This window comes from Micromonospora sp. RP3T (assembly GCF_003027925.1).
Lineage (GTDB): Bacteria > Actinomycetota > Actinomycetes > Mycobacteriales > Micromonosporaceae > Micromonospora.
In genome coordinates this window covers 36,020-53,794 of record NZ_PYPS01000010.1, presented here as the reverse complement: position 1 = coordinate 53,794, position 17,775 = coordinate 36,020, and the positions used below count along the sequence as shown (strand labels likewise).

General features: G+C 73.6%; 10 protein-coding genes. 2 read left to right on the top strand and 8 right to left on the bottom strand.

Going from position 1 to position 17,775, the window contains the following annotated elements:
* The 5 genes from C8054_RS10695 to C8054_RS10675 form a co-directional block, all read right to left on the bottom strand.
* Positions 1-1,194 (bottom strand): ABC transporter substrate-binding protein, encoded by a 1,194-nt coding sequence (locus C8054_RS10695; protein WP_107156608.1) that lies wholly within the window; start codon positions 1,192-1,194, stop codon positions 1-3.
* 49 nt (positions 1,195-1,243) lie between these two features.
* The gene (locus C8054_RS10690; RefSeq protein WP_107156703.1) at positions 1,244-1,648 is read right to left on the bottom strand and encodes a roadblock/LC7 domain-containing protein; all 405 of its coding nucleotides are present in this window, start codon (positions 1,646-1,648) and stop codon (positions 1,244-1,246) included.
* Positions 1,649-1,665: 17 nt separating this feature from the next.
* Entirely contained in the window at positions 1,666-4,083 is a 2,418-nt protein-coding gene (locus tag C8054_RS10685; RefSeq protein WP_107156607.1) for a nitrate- and nitrite sensing domain-containing protein, read from the bottom strand.
* A gap of 253 nt (positions 4,084-4,336) precedes the next feature.
* The gene (locus tag C8054_RS10680) at positions 4,337-4,786 is read right to left on the bottom strand and encodes a helix-turn-helix transcriptional regulator (RefSeq protein ID WP_107156606.1); all 450 of its coding nucleotides are present in this window, start codon (positions 4,784-4,786) and stop codon (positions 4,337-4,339) included.
* Positions 4,787-4,930: 144 nt separating this feature from the next.
* Positions 4,931-6,199, bottom strand: coding sequence for a cytochrome P450 (locus tag C8054_RS10675; RefSeq protein WP_146179905.1), 1,269 nt, complete (start codon positions 6,197-6,199; stop codon positions 4,931-4,933).
* A 154-nt stretch (positions 6,200-6,353) separates the two neighbouring features.
* Here C8054_RS10675 and C8054_RS10670 point away from each other — a divergent pair, with 154 nt between their 5' ends.
* Positions 6,354-7,400, top strand: a complete 1,047-nt coding sequence (locus C8054_RS10670) for a zinc-dependent alcohol dehydrogenase family protein (RefSeq protein WP_107156604.1) — start codon at positions 6,354-6,356, stop codon at positions 7,398-7,400.
* Positions 7,401-7,462: 62 nt separating this feature from the next.
* On the opposite strand, the gene C8054_RS10665 is transcribed toward C8054_RS10670, so the two are convergent.
* From C8054_RS10665 to C8054_RS10655, 3 genes are all read right to left on the bottom strand, one after another.
* On the bottom strand, positions 7,463-10,678 hold the full coding sequence (locus C8054_RS10665; protein WP_107156603.1) for an Ig-like domain-containing protein: 3,216 nt from the start codon (positions 10,676-10,678) through the stop codon (positions 7,463-7,465).
* Between the two features lie 246 nt (positions 10,679-10,924).
* Positions 10,925-12,364 carry a cryptochrome/photolyase family protein gene (locus C8054_RS10660; RefSeq protein WP_107156602.1) on the bottom strand — a complete coding sequence of 480 codons (1,440 nt, stop codon included), beginning with the start codon at positions 12,362-12,364 and terminating at the stop codon, positions 10,925-10,927.
* A 55-nt stretch (positions 12,365-12,419) separates the two neighbouring features.
* Complete coding sequence (locus C8054_RS10655; RefSeq protein WP_107156601.1) at positions 12,420-12,986, bottom strand: winged helix-turn-helix domain-containing protein; 567 nt, start codon at positions 12,984-12,986, stop codon at positions 12,420-12,422.
* 256 nt (positions 12,987-13,242) lie between these two features.
* Here C8054_RS10655 and C8054_RS10650 point away from each other — a divergent pair, with 256 nt between their 5' ends.
* Positions 13,243-17,634 carry a S8 family serine peptidase gene (locus C8054_RS10650; protein WP_107156600.1) on the top strand — a complete coding sequence of 1,464 codons (4,392 nt, stop codon included), beginning with the start codon at positions 13,243-13,245 and terminating at the stop codon, positions 17,632-17,634.
* Positions 17,635-17,775: the final 141 nt, after the last annotated feature.

Here is a 17,775-nt window from a genome sequence, read left to right as displayed (position 1 = left end):
TCAGCCGCCCACGGTGGCGAGGTCGCCGACCACGGTGTTGGACAGCGCCCGGCCGTCCGGGCGGACCTGACGCAGGTACCACTTCTGCACCGGGGCGTGGGTGGTCGGCGAGAACTGCCAGGTGCCGCGCGGGCTGGCGATCTGCCCGAGCTGACCGATGGCCGCGTTGATCCGCTCCGGGGTGGCGTCGTCGCCGGCCGCCGCGATCGCCCGGTCCAGCACCGCCGCCGCGTCGTAGGAGGCCATCGCGTATGTGGTCGGGGAGCCGTCGTGCTCGGCCTTCCAGGCGGCCACGAAGGCCCGGTTCTCCGCGTTGTCCAGGTCCGGTGAGTAGTTCAGCACCGAGTAGATGTCCCGCGCGGCGTCGCCCTGCGCGTCGAGCACACCGCCCTCGGTCAGGAAGCCGGCGGCGTAGAGCGGCACGTCCCGGATCTCCGAGCGGGCGTACTGCTTGACGAAGTCGACGGCGGCGCTGCCGGCGTAGAACGTGTAGACCGCGTCCGCGCCGGAGGCCTTGATCCGGGCGAAGTACGGGGTGAAGTTGGTGGTCGCCGGGAACGGCGTGAACGTGGTCTTGCCGTCCGGGTTGGCCAGCTTCCCGCCGGCCTTGGCGTACGCCTCGGTGAAGCCCCGCAGCTCGTCCCAGCCGCCCTGGTAGTCCGGGCCGATCGCGTAGACGCTGCCCTTGACGTCCTCGCGCACGTGCGCCGCGATCGCCTCGCCGGGCTCGTCGGAGAGGTAGGAGGTGTGCCAGACCCGGGACACGTCCTTGAGTTCCGGCCGCCCGTTGGAGCCGACGAACGGCACCTTCGACTCGGTGAGCAGCGGTTGGACCGCGGCCACCGAGCCGCCGCCGACGATGCCGGTGAGCGCCGCCACCCGGTCCTGTTTGAGCAGCTTGGTGGCGGCGGGCACGGCGGTGGCCGCGCCGTTGCCCTCGTCGGCGACGACCAGCTCGACGGTCCGCCCGCCGAGCTTGCCGTCGTGCGCGGACAGGTAGAGCTGGAAACCGTCGCGGATGTCCTTGCCGACCGACTGGTAGGTGCCGGAGAGCGACGCGAGCAGGCCGATCTTGACGGTGCCGCCGGGGCCGGCGGCCGGGCCGTCGTCGGCGCAGGCGGGCGCCGCGAGCAGGACGAGCGCGAGCAGCGCCGCGGTGCGGGCACGGCTGCGCCGGGTCAGGGTCAGGGACATGGTGTCTCTCCTGGTGTCAGGGGTGCGGAGTCCGGCGGGACGCCGGCGGTCAGCGGCTGCGGCTCAGGGCCGCCCGGGCCGCGGGGGTGAGCGCGTCGCCGATGCGGTTCGCCAACTCGGCCATCTCGTAGGAGACCTTGCCGACGTCGCACCGCGGATCGGCGAGCACGAGCAGGGAGGCGCCGTCGTTGAACGCCATGGAGAACATGAAGCCGCCCTCCAGCTGGGTGACGTTGGAGATCACCGCGCCGGCGTCGAAGAACGCCGCCGCGCCGCGCAGCAGACTGACCAGCCCGCTGCCGGTGGCCGCCAACTGGTCGGCCCGGTCCGGCGGGAGGCCGCGGGTGGCGGCCACCATCAGACCGTCGCTGGAGATGGCGATCGCGTGGGTGACCTCGGCGGCGCGCTCGGCGAACGCGTCCAGCAGCCAGCCGAGATCCTGGTGGTCGGTCACGTGCACTCCCTGTCGGGTCAGTTGGTGATCAGGTTGGTCCGGCGGCCGGCGACCCCGCGGGCGTACGCCGCCATGGCGGTGGCCACCCGCGCCGGGTCCCGGTGCTCGGTGGCCTGCCGGGGCGCCGGGACCCCGCCGGGCACCAGGTGCTCCTGCGGCTGTCGGCGCGGCAGCCCGGACGTGGTGGTGCCGGCGACCCGGGGCTCGTCGGCACGCGCCGCGGTGCGCCAGGCGTCGTCCGCCGGGCCGGCCCAGGACGCGGCGTCGCCCGGCCGGTCGGCCTGGAACCAGTGGTTGACCTGGTCGAAGATGATCAGCTCCTCGGTGGGGGCGTCGGCGGCGGCCGACGACGCCGGCTGGAACACCGGAGCGACCGGGAGCGCCCGGTCGGCGGCCGGACCGCCGGCCCAGGGCTGCGGGGCGGGCCGCGCGCCGGCGGGCACCGCAGCGGGCCGCGCGCCGGTGGGCACGACGGTGGCCGGCACGACCGGGGCCGCGACCGTGGCGCGGGCCGCCCGGCGGGACGGTCGCTCGGGGGTGAGCAGGAACTCCTCGGGCGGCAGCGGCCGGAGCAGCGCGGCCGGCAGGGCCACCTCGGCGATGGTGCCGCGCCGCGGCCCGGACCGGAGCTGCACGGCGGCGCCCAGCCGGGTGGCGAGCTGCCCCACCACGACCAGTCCCATCGCCCGCACGGTGGCCACGTCGATGGCGGGCGGCTGGGCGAGCAGGTCGTTGAGCTGCTGCCGCCGGTGCGGGGGTAGGCCGACGCCCTCGTCGCTGATCTGCACGATCACCCGGTCGCCGAGGCTCCGGCCGGTCACCCACGCCTCGGTCGCCGGCGGCGAGTAGCCGGTGGCGTTCTCCATCAGCTCGGCCAGCAGGTGCACCACCTCGTCGACCGACTCGGCGGCCACCGCGACGTCGCCGTCGACCAGGCCGAGACGGATGCGGGCGTAGTGCTCGATCTGGCTCTGCGCGGCCTGGAGCACCTGCGGCAGCGGCACGTCGTGGTGGCGGACCCGTCCGACGCCCACCCCGCCCAGCACGAGCAGGCTGGCGTTGATCCGGCCCATCCGGGTGGCGAGATTGTCCAGCGCGTAGAGCTGGTGCAGCCGGTCCGGGTCGGTCTCGTCCCGCTCGACGCGGTCCACCTGGGCCAGCACGGCGTCGACCAGGCGCTGTTCCCGCCGGCTCAGGTGGATGAAGATCTCCGCCGTGTTGGCCCGCATCACGGCCTGCTCCGCGGCGGTCCGCACGGCGGCCCGGTGCACCGCGTCGAACGCCTGCCCGACCTCGCCGATCTCGTCGTCGCCGGAGACCTCCAGCGCGTCGACGGCCTGGCGACGGGCCAGGTCGTCCGGGTCGACCGAGGCGCTGTCCGGCTCCTGGAGCCGGGCCACCACCTGGGGCAGCCGCTCGAACGCGACCGCGTTGGCCGCGTCCCGCAGCCGGCGCAGCCGCCGGGTGATCTGGCGGGCCACCGCCCAGGTGACCAGCGCGGTGAGCAGCAGGGCCAGCAGGGCCGCCGCCGCCTCCACCACGGTACGGCGACGTTGGTCCGCGTGCGCGACCCGGATGTCGTCGAGCACCGCCCCGTCGACCCGCAGGCGCAGCTCGGCCAGGCGGACCGCCCACTGCTGGGTGGCGGTGAGCCAGGTGCCGAGGTCCAGTTCGAGGCGGTCGCCGGCCGCCGTCCGGGCCACCTGGTCGAGGAGCCGTTGCAGCCGCAGCGCGTTCTCGCCGCTGCCGGCCTGCTCCCACCAGCCCTGCCAGGCCGGCCGGGCGAGCGCCAGGAAGGCCAGCGACGCCTCGGTGACGCCGGTCCGGGCGGCGGTGATGTCCTGCTGGAGCGCGGGCGTCACCTGGCCGGCGGTGACCGCGCGCAGCACGGCCACCTGCTGCTGACCGACCGCCTCGGCCACTTTGGACAGCGCGGCGGAGGCGCGGATGCCGTCCGCGATCCGCGGCTCGACCACGCCGAGCGTGACGCTCTCCCGGAGACCGAGCAGGTCGGCGATGACGATGCGGTAGCTGAACGTCATCGCCGAGACCGAGGCGCGTTCCGCGGTGCGGACCTGCGCGCGCAGCGGGGCGAGGTTGGCCAGCGCCACGTCGATCCGCGGCAGGATGGCCTGTTCGGCGGCGGCGCCGGCGGGCACCCGGGCCCGCTGCCGGCGGTATCCGGCGACCGCCGCGTCGGTGGCGGTGGTGGCGTCCGCGAACGCGTCCTGCTGGTCGGGGGCGCCCCGGGTGAGCAGGTCGGCGGCGACGATCCGCTCGTACTGCAACCGGTGGGCCAGGCCACCCGCCTCGGCGCCGAGCCGGGCGAGCTGGCCGAGATCGCTGGCGCGGGCGGTCTGTCGGGCGCTCTCGGTCAGCGCCAGTCCGGCGAAACCCATCACGGCGACGAGCGGGGCCGCCACGATGAGGCGCATCCGACCACCGATGCGCCACCGACGGCGGCGGGGCGGGTAGGGTCGGGCCGCGTGGGACCTCGTGCTCGACGCCACTGCTGACTCCCCGCGCTGATCGGCAAAGTTCTATCTGCACTTGCGGATTGCACGTCTCATTCCGCCGGAAGCCGCGCGCCGAGGCCAGACCCGACCGTGGTACAAACAGGCCGTACCAGCATCTGTACCCAGAGTCGGCGACGCCGACGGCACCCCCGCACCGGGGCGTCGACCCCGGTCAGTGCCGGTTGGCCGCCGACGGCGGCGGGCCCTCCGGTTCGGGCCGCGCGAGCACCTGGCCGATCAGTTCCCGCAGCTCGTCGATCGCCGCCACCACCGCCTGCGGATCGCGCGGATCGCGCCGCGCGGCCGGCGGGCCGGCCGGGTCCACCTCGCCGAGCCGCGGCCCCCGCCGGCCGTCCGCCGCCAACTGTTCGGCGGCGACCTGCGGCCACAGCTCGGCGAGCCGCCCGCCGGTGGCGAGCACCTGGTCGCACCGGACGGCGAACTCCTGACTGCCGAACCGCCGGCCGGACTCGACCGCGGCGACCGTCTCCCGGCTGAACCGCACCCGCTCGGCAAGCGCCCGCTGGGTCAGGCCACGCCGGGTCCGCCAGCGGCGCAGCTCGGCACGGAACTGGCGGCTGGCGGCGGAGGGAGCGGCGCTCGACGCGCGCGTGCGATCCATGTGCTCACCTTCGCGACGCCGGACCGGCATCGGCAGCAGATCGAGGACGGGTGATGACTGGGCGTTCGCAGGGGGTCATTCTTAACCCACCGGCGTACGGGTGTGAAGACGTGACTGCGCTGCGTGTCCACCGACGCCGTCCGGTCACGCGACCGGCCGCGCGGCCGGACGGCGGTCGGTCGGCACCGGCGGCGCGACGGTCACCGGCAGCCCTCGGTGCGCGCGGAACGCCAGGTTGGGCCGGAAGACGCGGGGATGCCCGGGGGCCGGCCGCAGGTCCGGCAGGGCCGCGGCGAGACGGGTGAGCGCGGTGCCCGCCTCCAGCCGGGCCAGCGCCGCGCCGATGCAGAAATGCGGGCCGTGACCGAAGGAGAGGTGGTCGTGCGCGTCCGGCCGGTCCGGGTCGAACCGGTCCGGGTGGCCGAACACCGCCGGGTCCCGGTTGGCGGCGCCGATCAGCAACAGGCAGCGCGCCCCGGCCGGGATGGCCACGCCGCCCAGCGTGACCGGGTGGTTGGTGACCCGGAGCCAGCCGTCGATGGCGGGCGCGAAGCGCAGCGTCTCGGTGACGAACGCCGGGACCCGCTCCGGGCGCTCGGCGAGCGAGCGCCACCGGCCCGGCTCGGACAGCGCCCGGTCCACCGCGTGGGCGAGCAGCCCGGCCGTGGTCTCGTGCCCGGCGACCAGCAGGTTGAACACGATGCTCGACGCCTCGGCGACGGTCAGCACCTCGTCGTCGCCGCCCCGGTACGCCAGCAGCTCGGCGACGTAGTCGTCACCGCCGCCGTTCAGCCGGCGCCGCACCAGGTCCTGGCAGTAGTGCCAGAACTCCAGCAGCCCGCCGGCCAGCCGGACCTGCTCGGCCGGGTCGGGGCTGCCCCAGATCAGGGCGATCTGCCCGTCCGCCCAGGCCCGGATGCGCGGCACGTCGCCCGCCGGCACGCCGAGGATGTCGAGCAGCACCAGCAGCGGCAGCTCGGCGGTGAACGCCGGGACCAGGTCGACCTCGTCGCCGGCCCGGCCGGCCAGCCGCGACACCAGCTCGTCCACCCGGCGACGCACGATCCGGCCGTAGCGCTGCTCCACCCGTTCCGGAGTGTTGGCGAACGTGACCCGCAGCGCCCGGCGGGTGCGGGGGTGCACCGGCGGGTCGGCCGCGGCGGTGGTGGGTGGCGCGTCGATGCCGGCGACCAGGGCGAGCGCCTCGGGGCAGATGTCGTACACCGGGGCGAGCGTGAGCGCGTTGCCGAACGTCCGCGCGTCGGCCAGCGCCCGCCGGACGTCGGCGTGCCGGGTGATCAGCCACAATCCGAGTTCCTCGTCGTGGTGCACGCCGCCGTCGGCGGCCAGCAGGCGGGCCCAGACGCCGGCCGGATCGGTGAGATACGCTCCCGCGAACGGATTCAACCGCATGACCGCCTCCTGCACTACCGGCCGCTTTCCTTACCGTGCGCCACCACACGAACACGCGTCAAGATTTGTCGGCATCAATATATTTCTGCCGCTTTCCCGCAACTTGCGCCCTGCTCCTTGCCCTCCGCAGGCAGGGCTGGGGGAGGATGGCGGGATGCGGGCGGTGGTGTTCGAGGAGTTCAACGCGTGGCCCGAGGTGCGGGAAGTGGCCCACCCCGTCCCGGCGCGCGACGGGGTGGTCGTCCGGGTCGGCGCGACCGGGCTGTGCCGCAGCGACTGGCACGGCTGGCAGGGCCACGACCCGGACATCCGGCTCCCGCACGTGCCCGGGCACGAGTTCGCCGGTGTCGTCGCCACGGTCGGCGCCGACGTGCGCGGCTGGCGGCCGGGCGACCGGGTCACCGCGCCGTTCGTCTGCGCCTGCGGGCGGTGCCCCGCCTGCCTCGCCGGTGACCAGCAGGTCTGCGAGCGACAGACCCAGCCGGGCTTCACCGGCTGGGGGTCGTTCGCGGAGTACGTGGCGGTGCGGCACGCCGACGTCAACCTGGTCCGGCTGCCGGACGAGGTGGACGACGGGACCGCCGCCGCGCTCGGCTGCCGGTTCGCCACCGCGTTCCGGGCCGTGGTCGCGCAGGGCCGGGTGGCCGCGGGCGAGTGGGTGGCCGTACACGGGTGCGGTGGGGTGGGCCTGTCCGCCGTGATGATCGCGGCGGCGAGCGGCGCCCGGGTGGTGGCCGTGGACGTCGCGCCCGCCGCGCTGGCGTTGGCCCGGCGCAGCGGCGCCGCGGTCTGCCTGGACGGGGCCGCGCTCGGCGGACCCGGCGAGGTGGCCGCCGCGGTCCGGGACGCGACCGGCGGCGGCGCCCACCTCTCGCTCGACGCGTTGGGCAGTCACGCCACCTGCGTCGCCTCGATCGAGGGCCTGCGCCGGCGCGGCCGGCACGTGCAGGTCGGGCTGCTGCCCGCCGCGCAGGGCCGGCCCGCGCTGCCGATGGACCTGGTGATCGCCCACGAGCTGGAGTTGCGGGGCAGCCACGGGATGCCGGCCCACGCCTATCCCGAGCTGCTGCGGCTGGTCACCGCCGGGGTGCTGCGCCCCGGCGAGCTGGTCACCGGCGTCCTCGGGCTGGCCGACGCGCCCGCGGCGCTGGCCACCATGGACCGGCCGGCCACCGCCGGGATGCGGCTCGTCCGCCCCTGACGGCGACGGGCCGGCCCGACGTCGGGAGGACCCGACGCGGACCGGCCCGCGGCCGACCGAAATCAGTCGGTGACGGTCACCGAGACGGTACGGACCGGCTGCTGGTACTGCCCGTAGTTGTCCATGCCCCGGATCGTCACCGTGTACGTGCCGGCCGGCACGACCGGCGACGTGTACGCGAAGTTCGACCCCGGCGAACCCGGGCTGGTGAGGAACGCCGCGATCCAGGTGCCCGCCCGGCCGAACGTGCCGGCCGCGTTCATGCCCTGCCCGGCGGCGTTGGTGATCTGCAGCTCCACCTTCTGCATGCCGACGTCGTCGACCGCCCGGCCGGTCACCACGATCCGGCCACCGGTGTAGACCTCGCCCTCGACCGGCGTGATGCTCGGCTCCAGCGTCGGATCGGCGTCACCGGGGTAGACCAGGTACTTCGCGGTGGCGCCACTGGTCGAGCCGTCCTGCTGGCCGGCCGTGTCCACCGCCCACGCCTCGACGCTGTAGGTGCCCTTCGTGGGCAGGTCGACCGGGAGCGTGAACGTGGTGCTGGTGGCGTTCGGGGCGGCGAGCGTCGCGTCGAGCGTGGCGAACGCGGCGGCCATCGTGCCGTTCGGCTGGACGTACCGACCGGTGTCCAGGTCGCGCAGCGCCACCCGGACGGCCTTCACGCCCTTGTCGTCGGTCGCCGTGCCGGCCAGGTCGAGGTGCAGCCGGTCGACGTTCTGGTCGGTCCCGGTGAAGCTGAGCAGCCCGTTCGGGAAGGCGTCGCCGGGCACCTGCGCGGTGACGGTGAGCCGGCCCAGGTTGGTGTTGGACGTGGTCAGGCCGAGCTTGTCGGTGGCGCGTACCCGGAAGTCGTAGACGCCGGGGGTGAGCGGAACCGTGGTGAAGGACCAGTCGAACGTGGCGGCGTCCAGGTTGGTCGGGGAGATCCGGTGGTACGCGGCGACCGAGTCGGCGCCCCAGGTGCCGTCCGCGGCCAGCGCCTCGCGGGTGGTGTTGTTGCGCAGGTAGATCTCGACCGACTTCAGCGCGTCCTCGTCGGCGGCGGTGCCGGCGAACGTGACGGTGGCGCCCGGCGCCACGGTCAGCGGCGCGGCGGCGGTGGGCGGGGTCATCGCCACCGGCGCGGTGATCGCCACGGTCGGCGGGACACCGGTCGCCGAGACGGTCCAGTCCCGGGTGTCGCCGCGCAGGTCGCTCTGTCCGGCCGTGTCGACAGCGGTGGCGGTCATCCGCCACTGCCCCTCGGTCGGCAGCGTCACCTCGTACTGCCAGGTGGCGGACGTCGCGCCGAGCACGTCCGGCTCGCCCCGGAACGTGTTGTAGACCGCCGCGACGCTGCCGTCGTCCTGCAGGTACCGGTTGTCCGGCGTGCGGAACGAGTAGATCATCGAGCTGACGCCCTTGTCGTCGGTCGCGGTGCCGGTGGCGACGAAGCTCTGGGTGGCGATCAGGCCGGCGGTCGGCGCGGTGATCCGGGTGGCCGGCGGCAGGTCGTCGAAGCGGAACGCCTCGATCTTCTTGATCGCCTTGGTGGTGTCACCGGCCCCGTCGCGACCGACCGTCTTCGCCTGGATCTGGTAGACGCCGGCCGGCAGCGAGACCGGGAGCTTCCAGGTGGTGGACGTGGCGTTCGGCGCGGTGACCGTGGCGTTCAGCGACTTGAACGCACCCCAGGTCGTCAGGTCGGCCTGGAGGTACTTGCCGCTGTTGCGGTCCATGACCTCGACCTGGACCTTGGACACGCCGGCCGGGGCGAGCGCCTGGCCACCCAGGTCGAACGACTCGCCGGCCTGCTTGACCGCGCCCTCGATCGGCGTGGTGATCGTGGTGTCCAGCGCCGACGGCGCCGGCTCCTTGGACAGGTCGAAGAACGCGACCCGACCGGTCGTCTTGCCGCCCTTGACGTTGCCGTCGCCGCCGACCAGCAGGCCACGCGCGGTGGCCAGCATCGCCTTCTCCCCCTCGTACGAGTTGGAGCCGGGGTTCCACTCCAGCGCGGTGCCGGTGAGCGGGTCCAGCGCGCCGAGGTGGTCGCGGCGGACCACCTGGTCGCCGAGGCCGTAGCCGCTCAGACCCTGGCCGGTCCCGTAGCCGACGTTGTCCAGCCCGGGCCACGGCACGTTCGAGGTGGGCGACTCCTGCCAGCTGAAGTGACCGCCGACGTAGACGGCGGTGTCGGTGATCGCGACCGAGTAGATGCTGTCGAAGTGCCGGGAGATCCAGAGCGGCTCGACGTGGTCGTTTCCGGTCAGCGAGTACGCGATGGCGGTGTCGTTGATCGGCGGCCGGTCGCCGCCCGAGCCGCTGGTGACCACGAAGTACGAGTCGTCCGGCGCGATGTCACCGGCGAAGACGCGCTGGATGCCGCCGACGAAGGAGAGGTTGTCCTCCCACAGCCGGGTGCGCCACGGCAGCAGCGCCTTGCTGGCCGTACCGATCAGGGCCACGCCGTAGCGGTCCTGCCCGGCGATCTGGCGGCCGGTGTGCACGACCAGCAGCTTGCTGCGGTCGTGGGTGAGCTTGAGCTGCTGCACGGTGAGCATGCCGCCGACGCCGATGCCGCCGGTGACCGGCAGGTTGAACGCGGTGTCGACGGCGCCGGTGGTCGGGTTCAGCGCGGCCAGGCCGCTGCGGGCGACGCCGTTGACGGTGGCGAACTGGCCGCCGACGTAGACGGCGGTGGGGCTCACGGCCAGCGCGGTCGCCCGCGCGTTGGCGGTCGCGGTGAACGCGGCCACCGGCGCGCCGGTGGTCGGGTTGAGCCGGGCGATCTTGCGCTTGGTGACGCCGTTGATCGTGTTGAACGAGCCGGCGATGTAGAGCGACGTGCCGTCCGGCGACGCCTCGACGGCCGCCACCGCGCCGTCGATGGTCGGCTTGAAGCCGGTGTCCACCTTCCCGGTGTCCAGGTTGTACGAGGCCAGCGACTTCTGTGCGATCGCCGTGCCGCCGACGTTCGCGATCGAGGTGAACGTGCCGGCGATGAAGACCCGGTTGCCGATCACCTCGATGTCGGTGATCTCACCGTTGGTGATCCGCGGCGTGTCGGTGCGGGGCGTGCTCGGCATCAGCCGGGTGTCCCCCGGCGTGACCTGCGCCCTGGTGGCGACCGTCCGGGCGGCGCCGAGCGCGGCGCTGCCCCCCGTCGCCTGGGCGCCGGTGCGCCCGGTGACACCGGCGTCGGTGACGGTGACGACGCCGGCCAGCGCCGGCACCCCCGCCACCACGACCGCGCCGGCGGCGAGCACCGCTACCGCGCGACTCCAAACTCGCATCGAGACAACTCTCCCTGTCCGCCCGGACGGCGCCCCTCGGGTGGCTCCCGACTTCCCTCCGTCCGCGTGCCGGACGTCACCGTAGGAGGCAAGGAGTTCTCGCGATACGCCGCCGCACCGGTAATCGACCGGTCGTCATCAATTCCGGCCACACGGCTGCTCGGCCCCACCGATCGGGTGGCCGCCGCCCACCGCCCGGCGCGCCGCCCCCGTCCGACGTCACGAACCCGCCCGGCCGCCCCCGGCTCAGGGCGCTTCGTCGGCGCGTTTCTCCTCCTGGGCCAGCACCGCGTCGCGCCGCTGCGGGTCGGTGCGCGCGGCCAGGTCGGCGGCGAGCCGCGGATCACCGGCGAGCCGTTCCCGGTTGCGGTGCAGAAACGCCTCGAACCCACCGGTGTACGGGCACGCGTCGTCGCCGAGCACCTGCTTCGGCGCGTACCGGCAGCCGTCGCAGTAATCGCCGATCCGGTCCAGGTGACCGCCGTCGAACGCCCACGGCCTGGTGTCGATGCGGGCCAGGTCGGCGTACTGGCTCATGCCGATGACGGTGGCGTTCATGACCCAGTCGGTGCCGTCGACGAAGCTGCGCCGGAACCAGTCGGCCAGCTCGGTGGCGCGCCAACCGCGTTGCAGGCCGTAGTTGGCGAGCAGGGTCAGCCGCGCGGTCTGGTGCGCCCAGCCGGTGTCCCGAACGCCGGCCAGCACGTCGGCCAGGCAGCGGGCCTCCACCGCGTCCGCGTCGAGCCGGTCGAACCACTCCGGCAACGGCCGGGTGGCGGCGAGCCAGTCGGCGCCCCGGAAGCGCGGATCGAAGTACCAGTAGAGCTGCCACAGGAACTCCCGCCAGCCGAACAGGCCGCGCACGAAGCGGTGCACCGCCGCCGGCGGCGCGGTCCCGGCGCGGCCGGCGCGCTCGGCGGCGCGGATCGCCGGTTCCGGGTCGAGCAGGCCGAGGTTGAACGAGGACGACAGCACGCTGTGCGCGAGCAGCCCGTCGGCGTCGCTGAGCACGCCCTCGCTGTCGGCGTACGCGGACAGTCGGTGGTCGAGGAAGTGCGCGAGTCGGGCCTGCGCCTCGGCGTGCGTGGCCGGGTAGCGACGCGGGGCGTCCCGACCGACGAAGCGGATCCCCTCGGCCTGCCAACGGTCGAGGTCCCGGCGCACCGCCGCGTCGATGTCGTCCTCGACGATCGGCGGCGGTGGCGGCACGTCGGTCGACGGCCGGCGACGGGACCGGCCGGCCGGGGCGGGCAGGTCCCGCAGCACGTCGTGCCGGTCCCGCGCGTACCGGTAGAAGTCGACCATCCGGAGCCGGCCCCGCCGCCCGTCGGCCCAGGCCGCGAAGTCGGCGCGTTCGGTCACGAAGCCGCGCGGCGGCAGCACGGCCAACCCGTCGACCGTACGCGCGAACGCGAGCGCCGCCCGCGACGACGGGTGCACCACCTCGGCCGGTTCGCCCAGGTCGGTGAGGGCCGGCCGGAACGTGTCGGCGCGCACCAGCCGGGCCCGGTCGCCGAGTTCGGCGGCCCGGTGCCGCAGCGCCGACAGGATCAGGTGCGCCTTCTGCCGGTGCATCGGGCGGGCGGCGAACAGGGTTCGGCTCTCCACCAGCAGGACGCGTTGCGCGTCGTCGTCGAGGAAGTGGGGACCGAGCTGGTCCGCCAGGAGCCAACGCCAGCGTGCCATGTCCCGATACTGCCCCTTTCTCACCACATGGAATCCTGTGTGGACGACAGTCGCGTCATCCGCCCCGCACCCGGGGGCCACCGTGGTCGGTGAGCCGCAGCCCGACGCCGCGCACCGCGACGATGGTGACGCCGGTGCCCAGCTCGCCGAGCTTACGGCGCAACCGCTTGACCAGGGACTGCACGTCGGCACGGCGCCGGGTCGGCGCGTCGTGCCAGACCGCCTGGTGCAGCTCCGGGTAGCTCCACACGCGTACCGGCTCGGTGGTCAGGCAGGCCAGCAGGTCGCGCTCCAGCCGGGTCAGGACGACCTCCCGGTCGGCCCAGCGGGCGGTGGACCGGGCCACGTCGATCACCAGCGCGCCGTCGGGCCGGGGGTCGGGCGGGGACCCCGCCGCCTCCGGATGCGTGGACGCCGGTCGCCGCCTACCATCCTCCTCGGGAGCGATCACCTCGCGAAGCTCGTCCAGGTCGGCGACCAGCAGCAGCGGCGCCACGCCGCCCAGCAGCTCGGTGAGCCGGAGCCGTTCGGCGGGCGACGGTGTCACGCCGATGACGAGCGAGAAGTGGTGCCCCGCCGGGTCGGTGCCGGGGGACGTCGCGTCCGGGTCGTCCGTCGTCACGCCGCCCCCCACCGTGACAGTGACTGTCAACCGGGTCACCGAGTCGGGGACCTGTTGGTGACAAGTTGCTTACGTACGGTCATTGATCGCCCGTTGGTGTCGATCATAGTGTCCACTCGGGTGGCCGGCGTAGACCCGCACGGCGCCCAGGGGGCCTGGGGGGTTTCTCAAACCGGTGTGACCAGTCGGGAGCGCAGTCTCCTGGCCCTTCTGTCGTGGCTCGATCATCCGCGGGTCATCGGAGGAGGCAGCACCGATGCTGAGACGTCCACACCGAACGGGACTGGCCGGGCGGCTGGTGAGCGCGGGCACCGCCCTGCTGCTCGCCGCGACCGCGCTGGCCGCCACCGGCGCCCCGGCGCAGGCGCAGACCGGCGCCGGCGCGACGGCCGGCGACAAGATCCGTCCCGAACTGACCCGGCAGCTCCAGGGCAAGAGCGAGGGCGACTTCTGGATCCACTTCGGCGACCGGGCCGACCTGGGCAAGGCCGGCGCGGTCAAGGACTGGAACCAGCGGGGCGCCGCGGTCGCCGCGGCCCTCAAGAAGACCGCCGCCGAGAGCCAGGCGAAGATCCGCGCCGAGCTGGACCGCTCGGGCACGAAGTACCAGACGTTCTGGGCCACCAACGCCATCAAGGTGACCGGCGGGTCGCTGACCATGGCGCAGAACTTCGCCGCCCACACCGAGGTGGACGGCATCTACGCGCCGGTGGAGTACAAGCTGCCGGAGACCACCCCGGGCACCGACCAGAAGTCGACGAACGCCCTGGAGTGGGGCATCGCCAACATCAACGCCGACGACGTCTGGTCCCAGTACGGCGTCAAGGGCGCCGGCATCACCGTGGCCAGCATCGACAGCGGCGTCCAGTTCGACCACCCGGCGCTGGTGAACGCGTACCGGGGCAACAACGGCGACGGCACGTTCGACCACAACTACAACTGGTACGACGCGGCCGGCGAGTGCGACGAGGGGCCGTGCGACTCCGACGGGCACGGCACCCACACCATGGGCACCATGGCCGGCTCGGACGGCGCCAACCAGATCGGCGTCGCCCCCGAGGTCAAGTGGATCGCCGCGAACGGGTGCTGCCCGACCGACGCCGCGCTGATCTCCTCCGGTCAGTGGATGCTGGAGCCCACCGACCTGGCCGGCGAGAACCCGGACGCCAGCAAGCGGCCCAACATCATCAACAACTCGTGGGGCACCACGCAGCCGTCCAACGAGCCGTTCATGGAGGACGTCACCGACGCGTGGACCGCGTCCGGCATCTTCGGTGTCTGGTCCAACGGCAACAACGGCCCCGCCTGCCAGACCAGCGGCTCGCCGGGCAGCCTGGCCAGCAACTACTCGGCCGGCGCGTACGACATCAACAACAACATCGCCAGCTTCTCGTCCCGGGGCACCGGGCAGAACGGCGAGATCAAGCCGAACATCTCCGCCCCCGGCGTCAACGTCCGCTCCAGCGTGCCGGACAACTCGTACGCCAGCATCAGCGGCACCTCGATGGCGGCGCCGCACCTGGCCGGCGCGATCGCGCTGCTCTGGTCCGCGGCGCCCACGCTGGTCGGTGACGTCGCCGCGACGCGCGCGTTGCTCGACGGCGCGGCGGTCGACAAGGCCGACACGCAGTGCGGCGGCACCGCGGACGACAACAACGTCTACGGCGAGGGCCGCCTCGACGCGCTCGCGCTGCTCGCCGCCGCCCCGATCGGTGACAACGGCACGCTGGCCGGCAAGGTCACCGACGCGGCCGGCGCCGCTGTCGCCGGCGCGACGGTCACCCTGACCGGCGCGGCGGACCGGACGCTGACCACCGGCGCCGACGGCACCTACTCCTCGCTGCTGCCCGCCGGCGACTACCAGGTGGTGGTCTCCGCGTTCGGGTACGCGAGCCGCACGCTGACCGCGACCGTCACCAAGAACACCACCACCACGCTCGACGTGGTGCTCACCGCAACGCCGAGCGTCACGGTCAGCGGGCAGGTCACCGACGGGTCGGGGCACGGCTGGCCGCTCTACGCGAAGGTGAGCGTGGCCGGCACGCCGATCTCGGACTACACCACGCCGGCCACCGGTCGCTACAGCCTGAAGCTGCCGGCCGGGTCGACCTACCGGCTCACGATCGAGCCGCAGTACGCCGGCTACCTGACCGTCACCAAGGAGGTCACGGTCGGCACCGGCAACCTGACCGCGAACGTCGCGGTGCCGGCGGACCCGGAGAAGTGCGCCACCGCCCCCGGCTACACGGTCAGCTCGGACGGCGAGTACGAGACGTTCGACGGCACCGGCGTGCCGGACGGCTGGTCGGTGGTGGACAACGCCGGCTCCGGCCAGGTCTGGGAGTTCACCGACGCCGGTGAGCGCGGCAACCTGACCGGCGGCAGCGGCAACTTCGCCATCATCGACAGCGACAACTACGGCAACGGCGGGAGGCAGGACACCTCGCTGGTCAGCCCGGTGGTCGACCTGACCGGGGTGAGCACGCCGGTGATCCGGTTCAACCAGGACTACAACTGGCTGAACAGTGACCGCGCGGACGTCGACCTGAGCCTCGACGGCGGCACCACCTGGAGCAACGTGCTCCGGCAGGCGGCCGACGTACGCGGCAAGGTGACCGAGGTGCCGATCCCGCAGGCGGCGAACCAGTCGCAGGTGCGGGTCCGCTTCCACTACTACGACGCGAGTTGGGAGTGGTGGTGGGAGGTCGACAACGTGCTGATCGGCAGCAAGCTGGTCTGCAAGCCGGTCGACGGCGGCCTGGTGCTCGGCCACGTGCGCGACAAGAACGACAACAGCTACGTCAACGGCGCCACGGTGACCAGCAAGGACCGCCCGGCGGAGAAGGCCACCACGGTCGCCACCCCGGACGACACCGAGCTGCCCGACGGCTTCTACTGGATGTTCTCGTCGCTGACCGGCACGCACCCGTTCACCGCCAGCGCCGGCAACTACGTGAGCCAGACCAAGCAGGTCACGGTCGAGACGGACTGGGCCACCACGGCCACGTTCCAACTGGCCGCCGGCCGGCTGTCGGTGCAGCCGACGTCGCTGACCGGGACGGCCCGGATGCCCAGCGGCAAGGTCAGCAAGACGTTCACCGTGACCAACACCGGCGGCGCGCCGGTCGACGTCGAGTTCAGCGAGCGTGACGGCGGGTTCGTGCTGCAACGCGCCGACGGGTCCCGGCTCTCCGAGCAGGCGTTGCTCGGCTCGACCGGCGCGCCGGCGCAGCGGCTGACCGCGGCGACGTCGTTCGCGGCCCGCTCGTCCGGCAGGTCCTCGACGTCGGTCGCGTCGGCCGGTCCCCAGGCCGACCCGTGGACCGCCGTCCCGGGCTACCCGGCGAACGTGATGGACAACCGGGTCGTCACCGTCGACGGCAAGGTCTACTCCATCGGTGGCGGCGACGGCACCACGTCCAGCACGAAGAACTACCGGTACGACCCGATCGCGCAGACCTGGACCGCCATCGCCGACCTGCCCGGCGCCCGTACCGCGATGACGGTCGGCGTGATCGACGGCAAGATCGTCGCCACCGGCGGCTGGGGCGCCTCCGGCCCGGACGGCGCCACCTGGTCGTACGACCCGGCGGCGAACACCTGGACCGCGAAGGCGAGCAACCCGGCGCCCCGGTCGGCCGCCGGCCAGGCCGTCGCGGGCGGCAAGCTGTACGCGATCGGTGGCTGCACCACGGCGAGCTGCCTGCCGATGTCCAACTCGGTCGTCCGGTACGACCCGGGCGCCAACACCTGGGAGACGCTGCCCGCGTACCCGAAGTCGGTGGCGTTCCTGTCCTGCGGCGGGATCGACGGCACCGTCTACTGCACCGGCGGCAACGACGGCACGAACTCGCAGAAGGCCGGCTACGCGTTCGACCCGGGCGCCAACGCCTGGACCGCCATCGCCGACGCGCCGGCCGACAACTGGGCCGCCTCGTACGCGGTGGCGAACGGCAAGCTGCTGGTCGTCGGCGGGTCGCAGGGCGGCGCCATCACCAACGCCGGTTTCGCGTACGACCCGGCGACCAGTTCCTGGGCCAACCTGCCCAACGCCAACGCGCCCCGCTACCGGGGCGGCGCGGCCTGCGGGTTCTACAAGGTCGGCGGCTCGTCGGGCGGCTTCACCGCCACCAAGGACAGCGAGGTCCTGCCCGGCTTCTCCGAGTGCGCCGAGGTGGCGGCCGACGTGAGCTGGCTGACCGTCGACAAGTCGAAGGTGACGCTGGCACCTGGCGCGAAGGTCACGGTCACGGTCGGCATGACCGCGAACGTGGACCAGCCGGGCACGTACTCGGCGTCCATCGTGATCAAGGAGAACACCCCGTACACGGTGGCGCCGGTGGCGGTCACCATGGTCGCGCAGCCGCCGACCACCTGGGGCAAGCTGTCCGGCACGGTCTCCGGCAAGAGCTGCCAGGGCGTCACCGCCCCGCTGCCGGGCGCGACCGTGCAGGTCGACTCCTGGGCGAGTTCCTACACGTTCACCACGGACGCCGACGGCCGGTACGCCTACTGGATGGACCGGCGCAACAACCCGCTCACGCTGATCGTCGCCAAGGACGGCTGGAAGCCCCAGACCCGCCCGACGAAGATCAACTCCACCACGCCCACGGTAGAGGACTTCACCCTCTCCCCCACCCGCTGCTGACCGCAGCATGACGGGGTGGCCCGCCCGGTGCTCCGCACCGGGCGGGCCGCTCCCCTTTTGCGCGTCGACCGAGCACTCCCCACCCCACCCCACGCGGCCCCACCCGGCCCCGGCGGCCTGAGCGTTGATCAAGGAGTTTGC

Coding starts and splice junctions, on each gene's coding strand:
- C8054_RS10695 (WP_107156608.1), bottom strand. CDS start 1,194: ATGTCCCTGACCCTGACCCGGCGCAGCCGTGCCCGCACCGCGGCGCTG.
- C8054_RS10685 (WP_107156607.1), bottom strand. CDS start 4,083: ATGCGCCTCATCGTGGCGGCCCCGCTCGTCGCCGTGATGGGTTTCGCC.
- C8054_RS10680 (WP_107156606.1), bottom strand. CDS start 4,786: ATGGATCGCACGCGCGCGTCGAGCGCCGCTCCCTCCGCCGCCAGCCGC.
- C8054_RS10675 (WP_146179905.1), bottom strand. CDS start 6,199: ATGCGGTTGAATCCGTTCGCGGGAGCGTATCTCACCGATCCGGCCGGC.
- C8054_RS10670 (WP_107156604.1), top strand. CDS start 6,354: ATGCGGGCGGTGGTGTTCGAGGAGTTCAACGCGTGGCCCGAGGTGCGG.
- C8054_RS10665 (WP_107156603.1), bottom strand. CDS start 10,678: ATGCGAGTTTGGAGTCGCGCGGTAGCGGTGCTCGCCGCCGGCGCGGTC.
- C8054_RS10660 (WP_107156602.1), bottom strand. CDS start 12,364: ATGGCACGCTGGCGTTGGCTCCTGGCGGACCAGCTCGGTCCCCACTTC.
- C8054_RS10650 (WP_107156600.1), top strand. CDS start 13,243: ATGCTGAGACGTCCACACCGAACGGGACTGGCCGGGCGGCTGGTGAGC.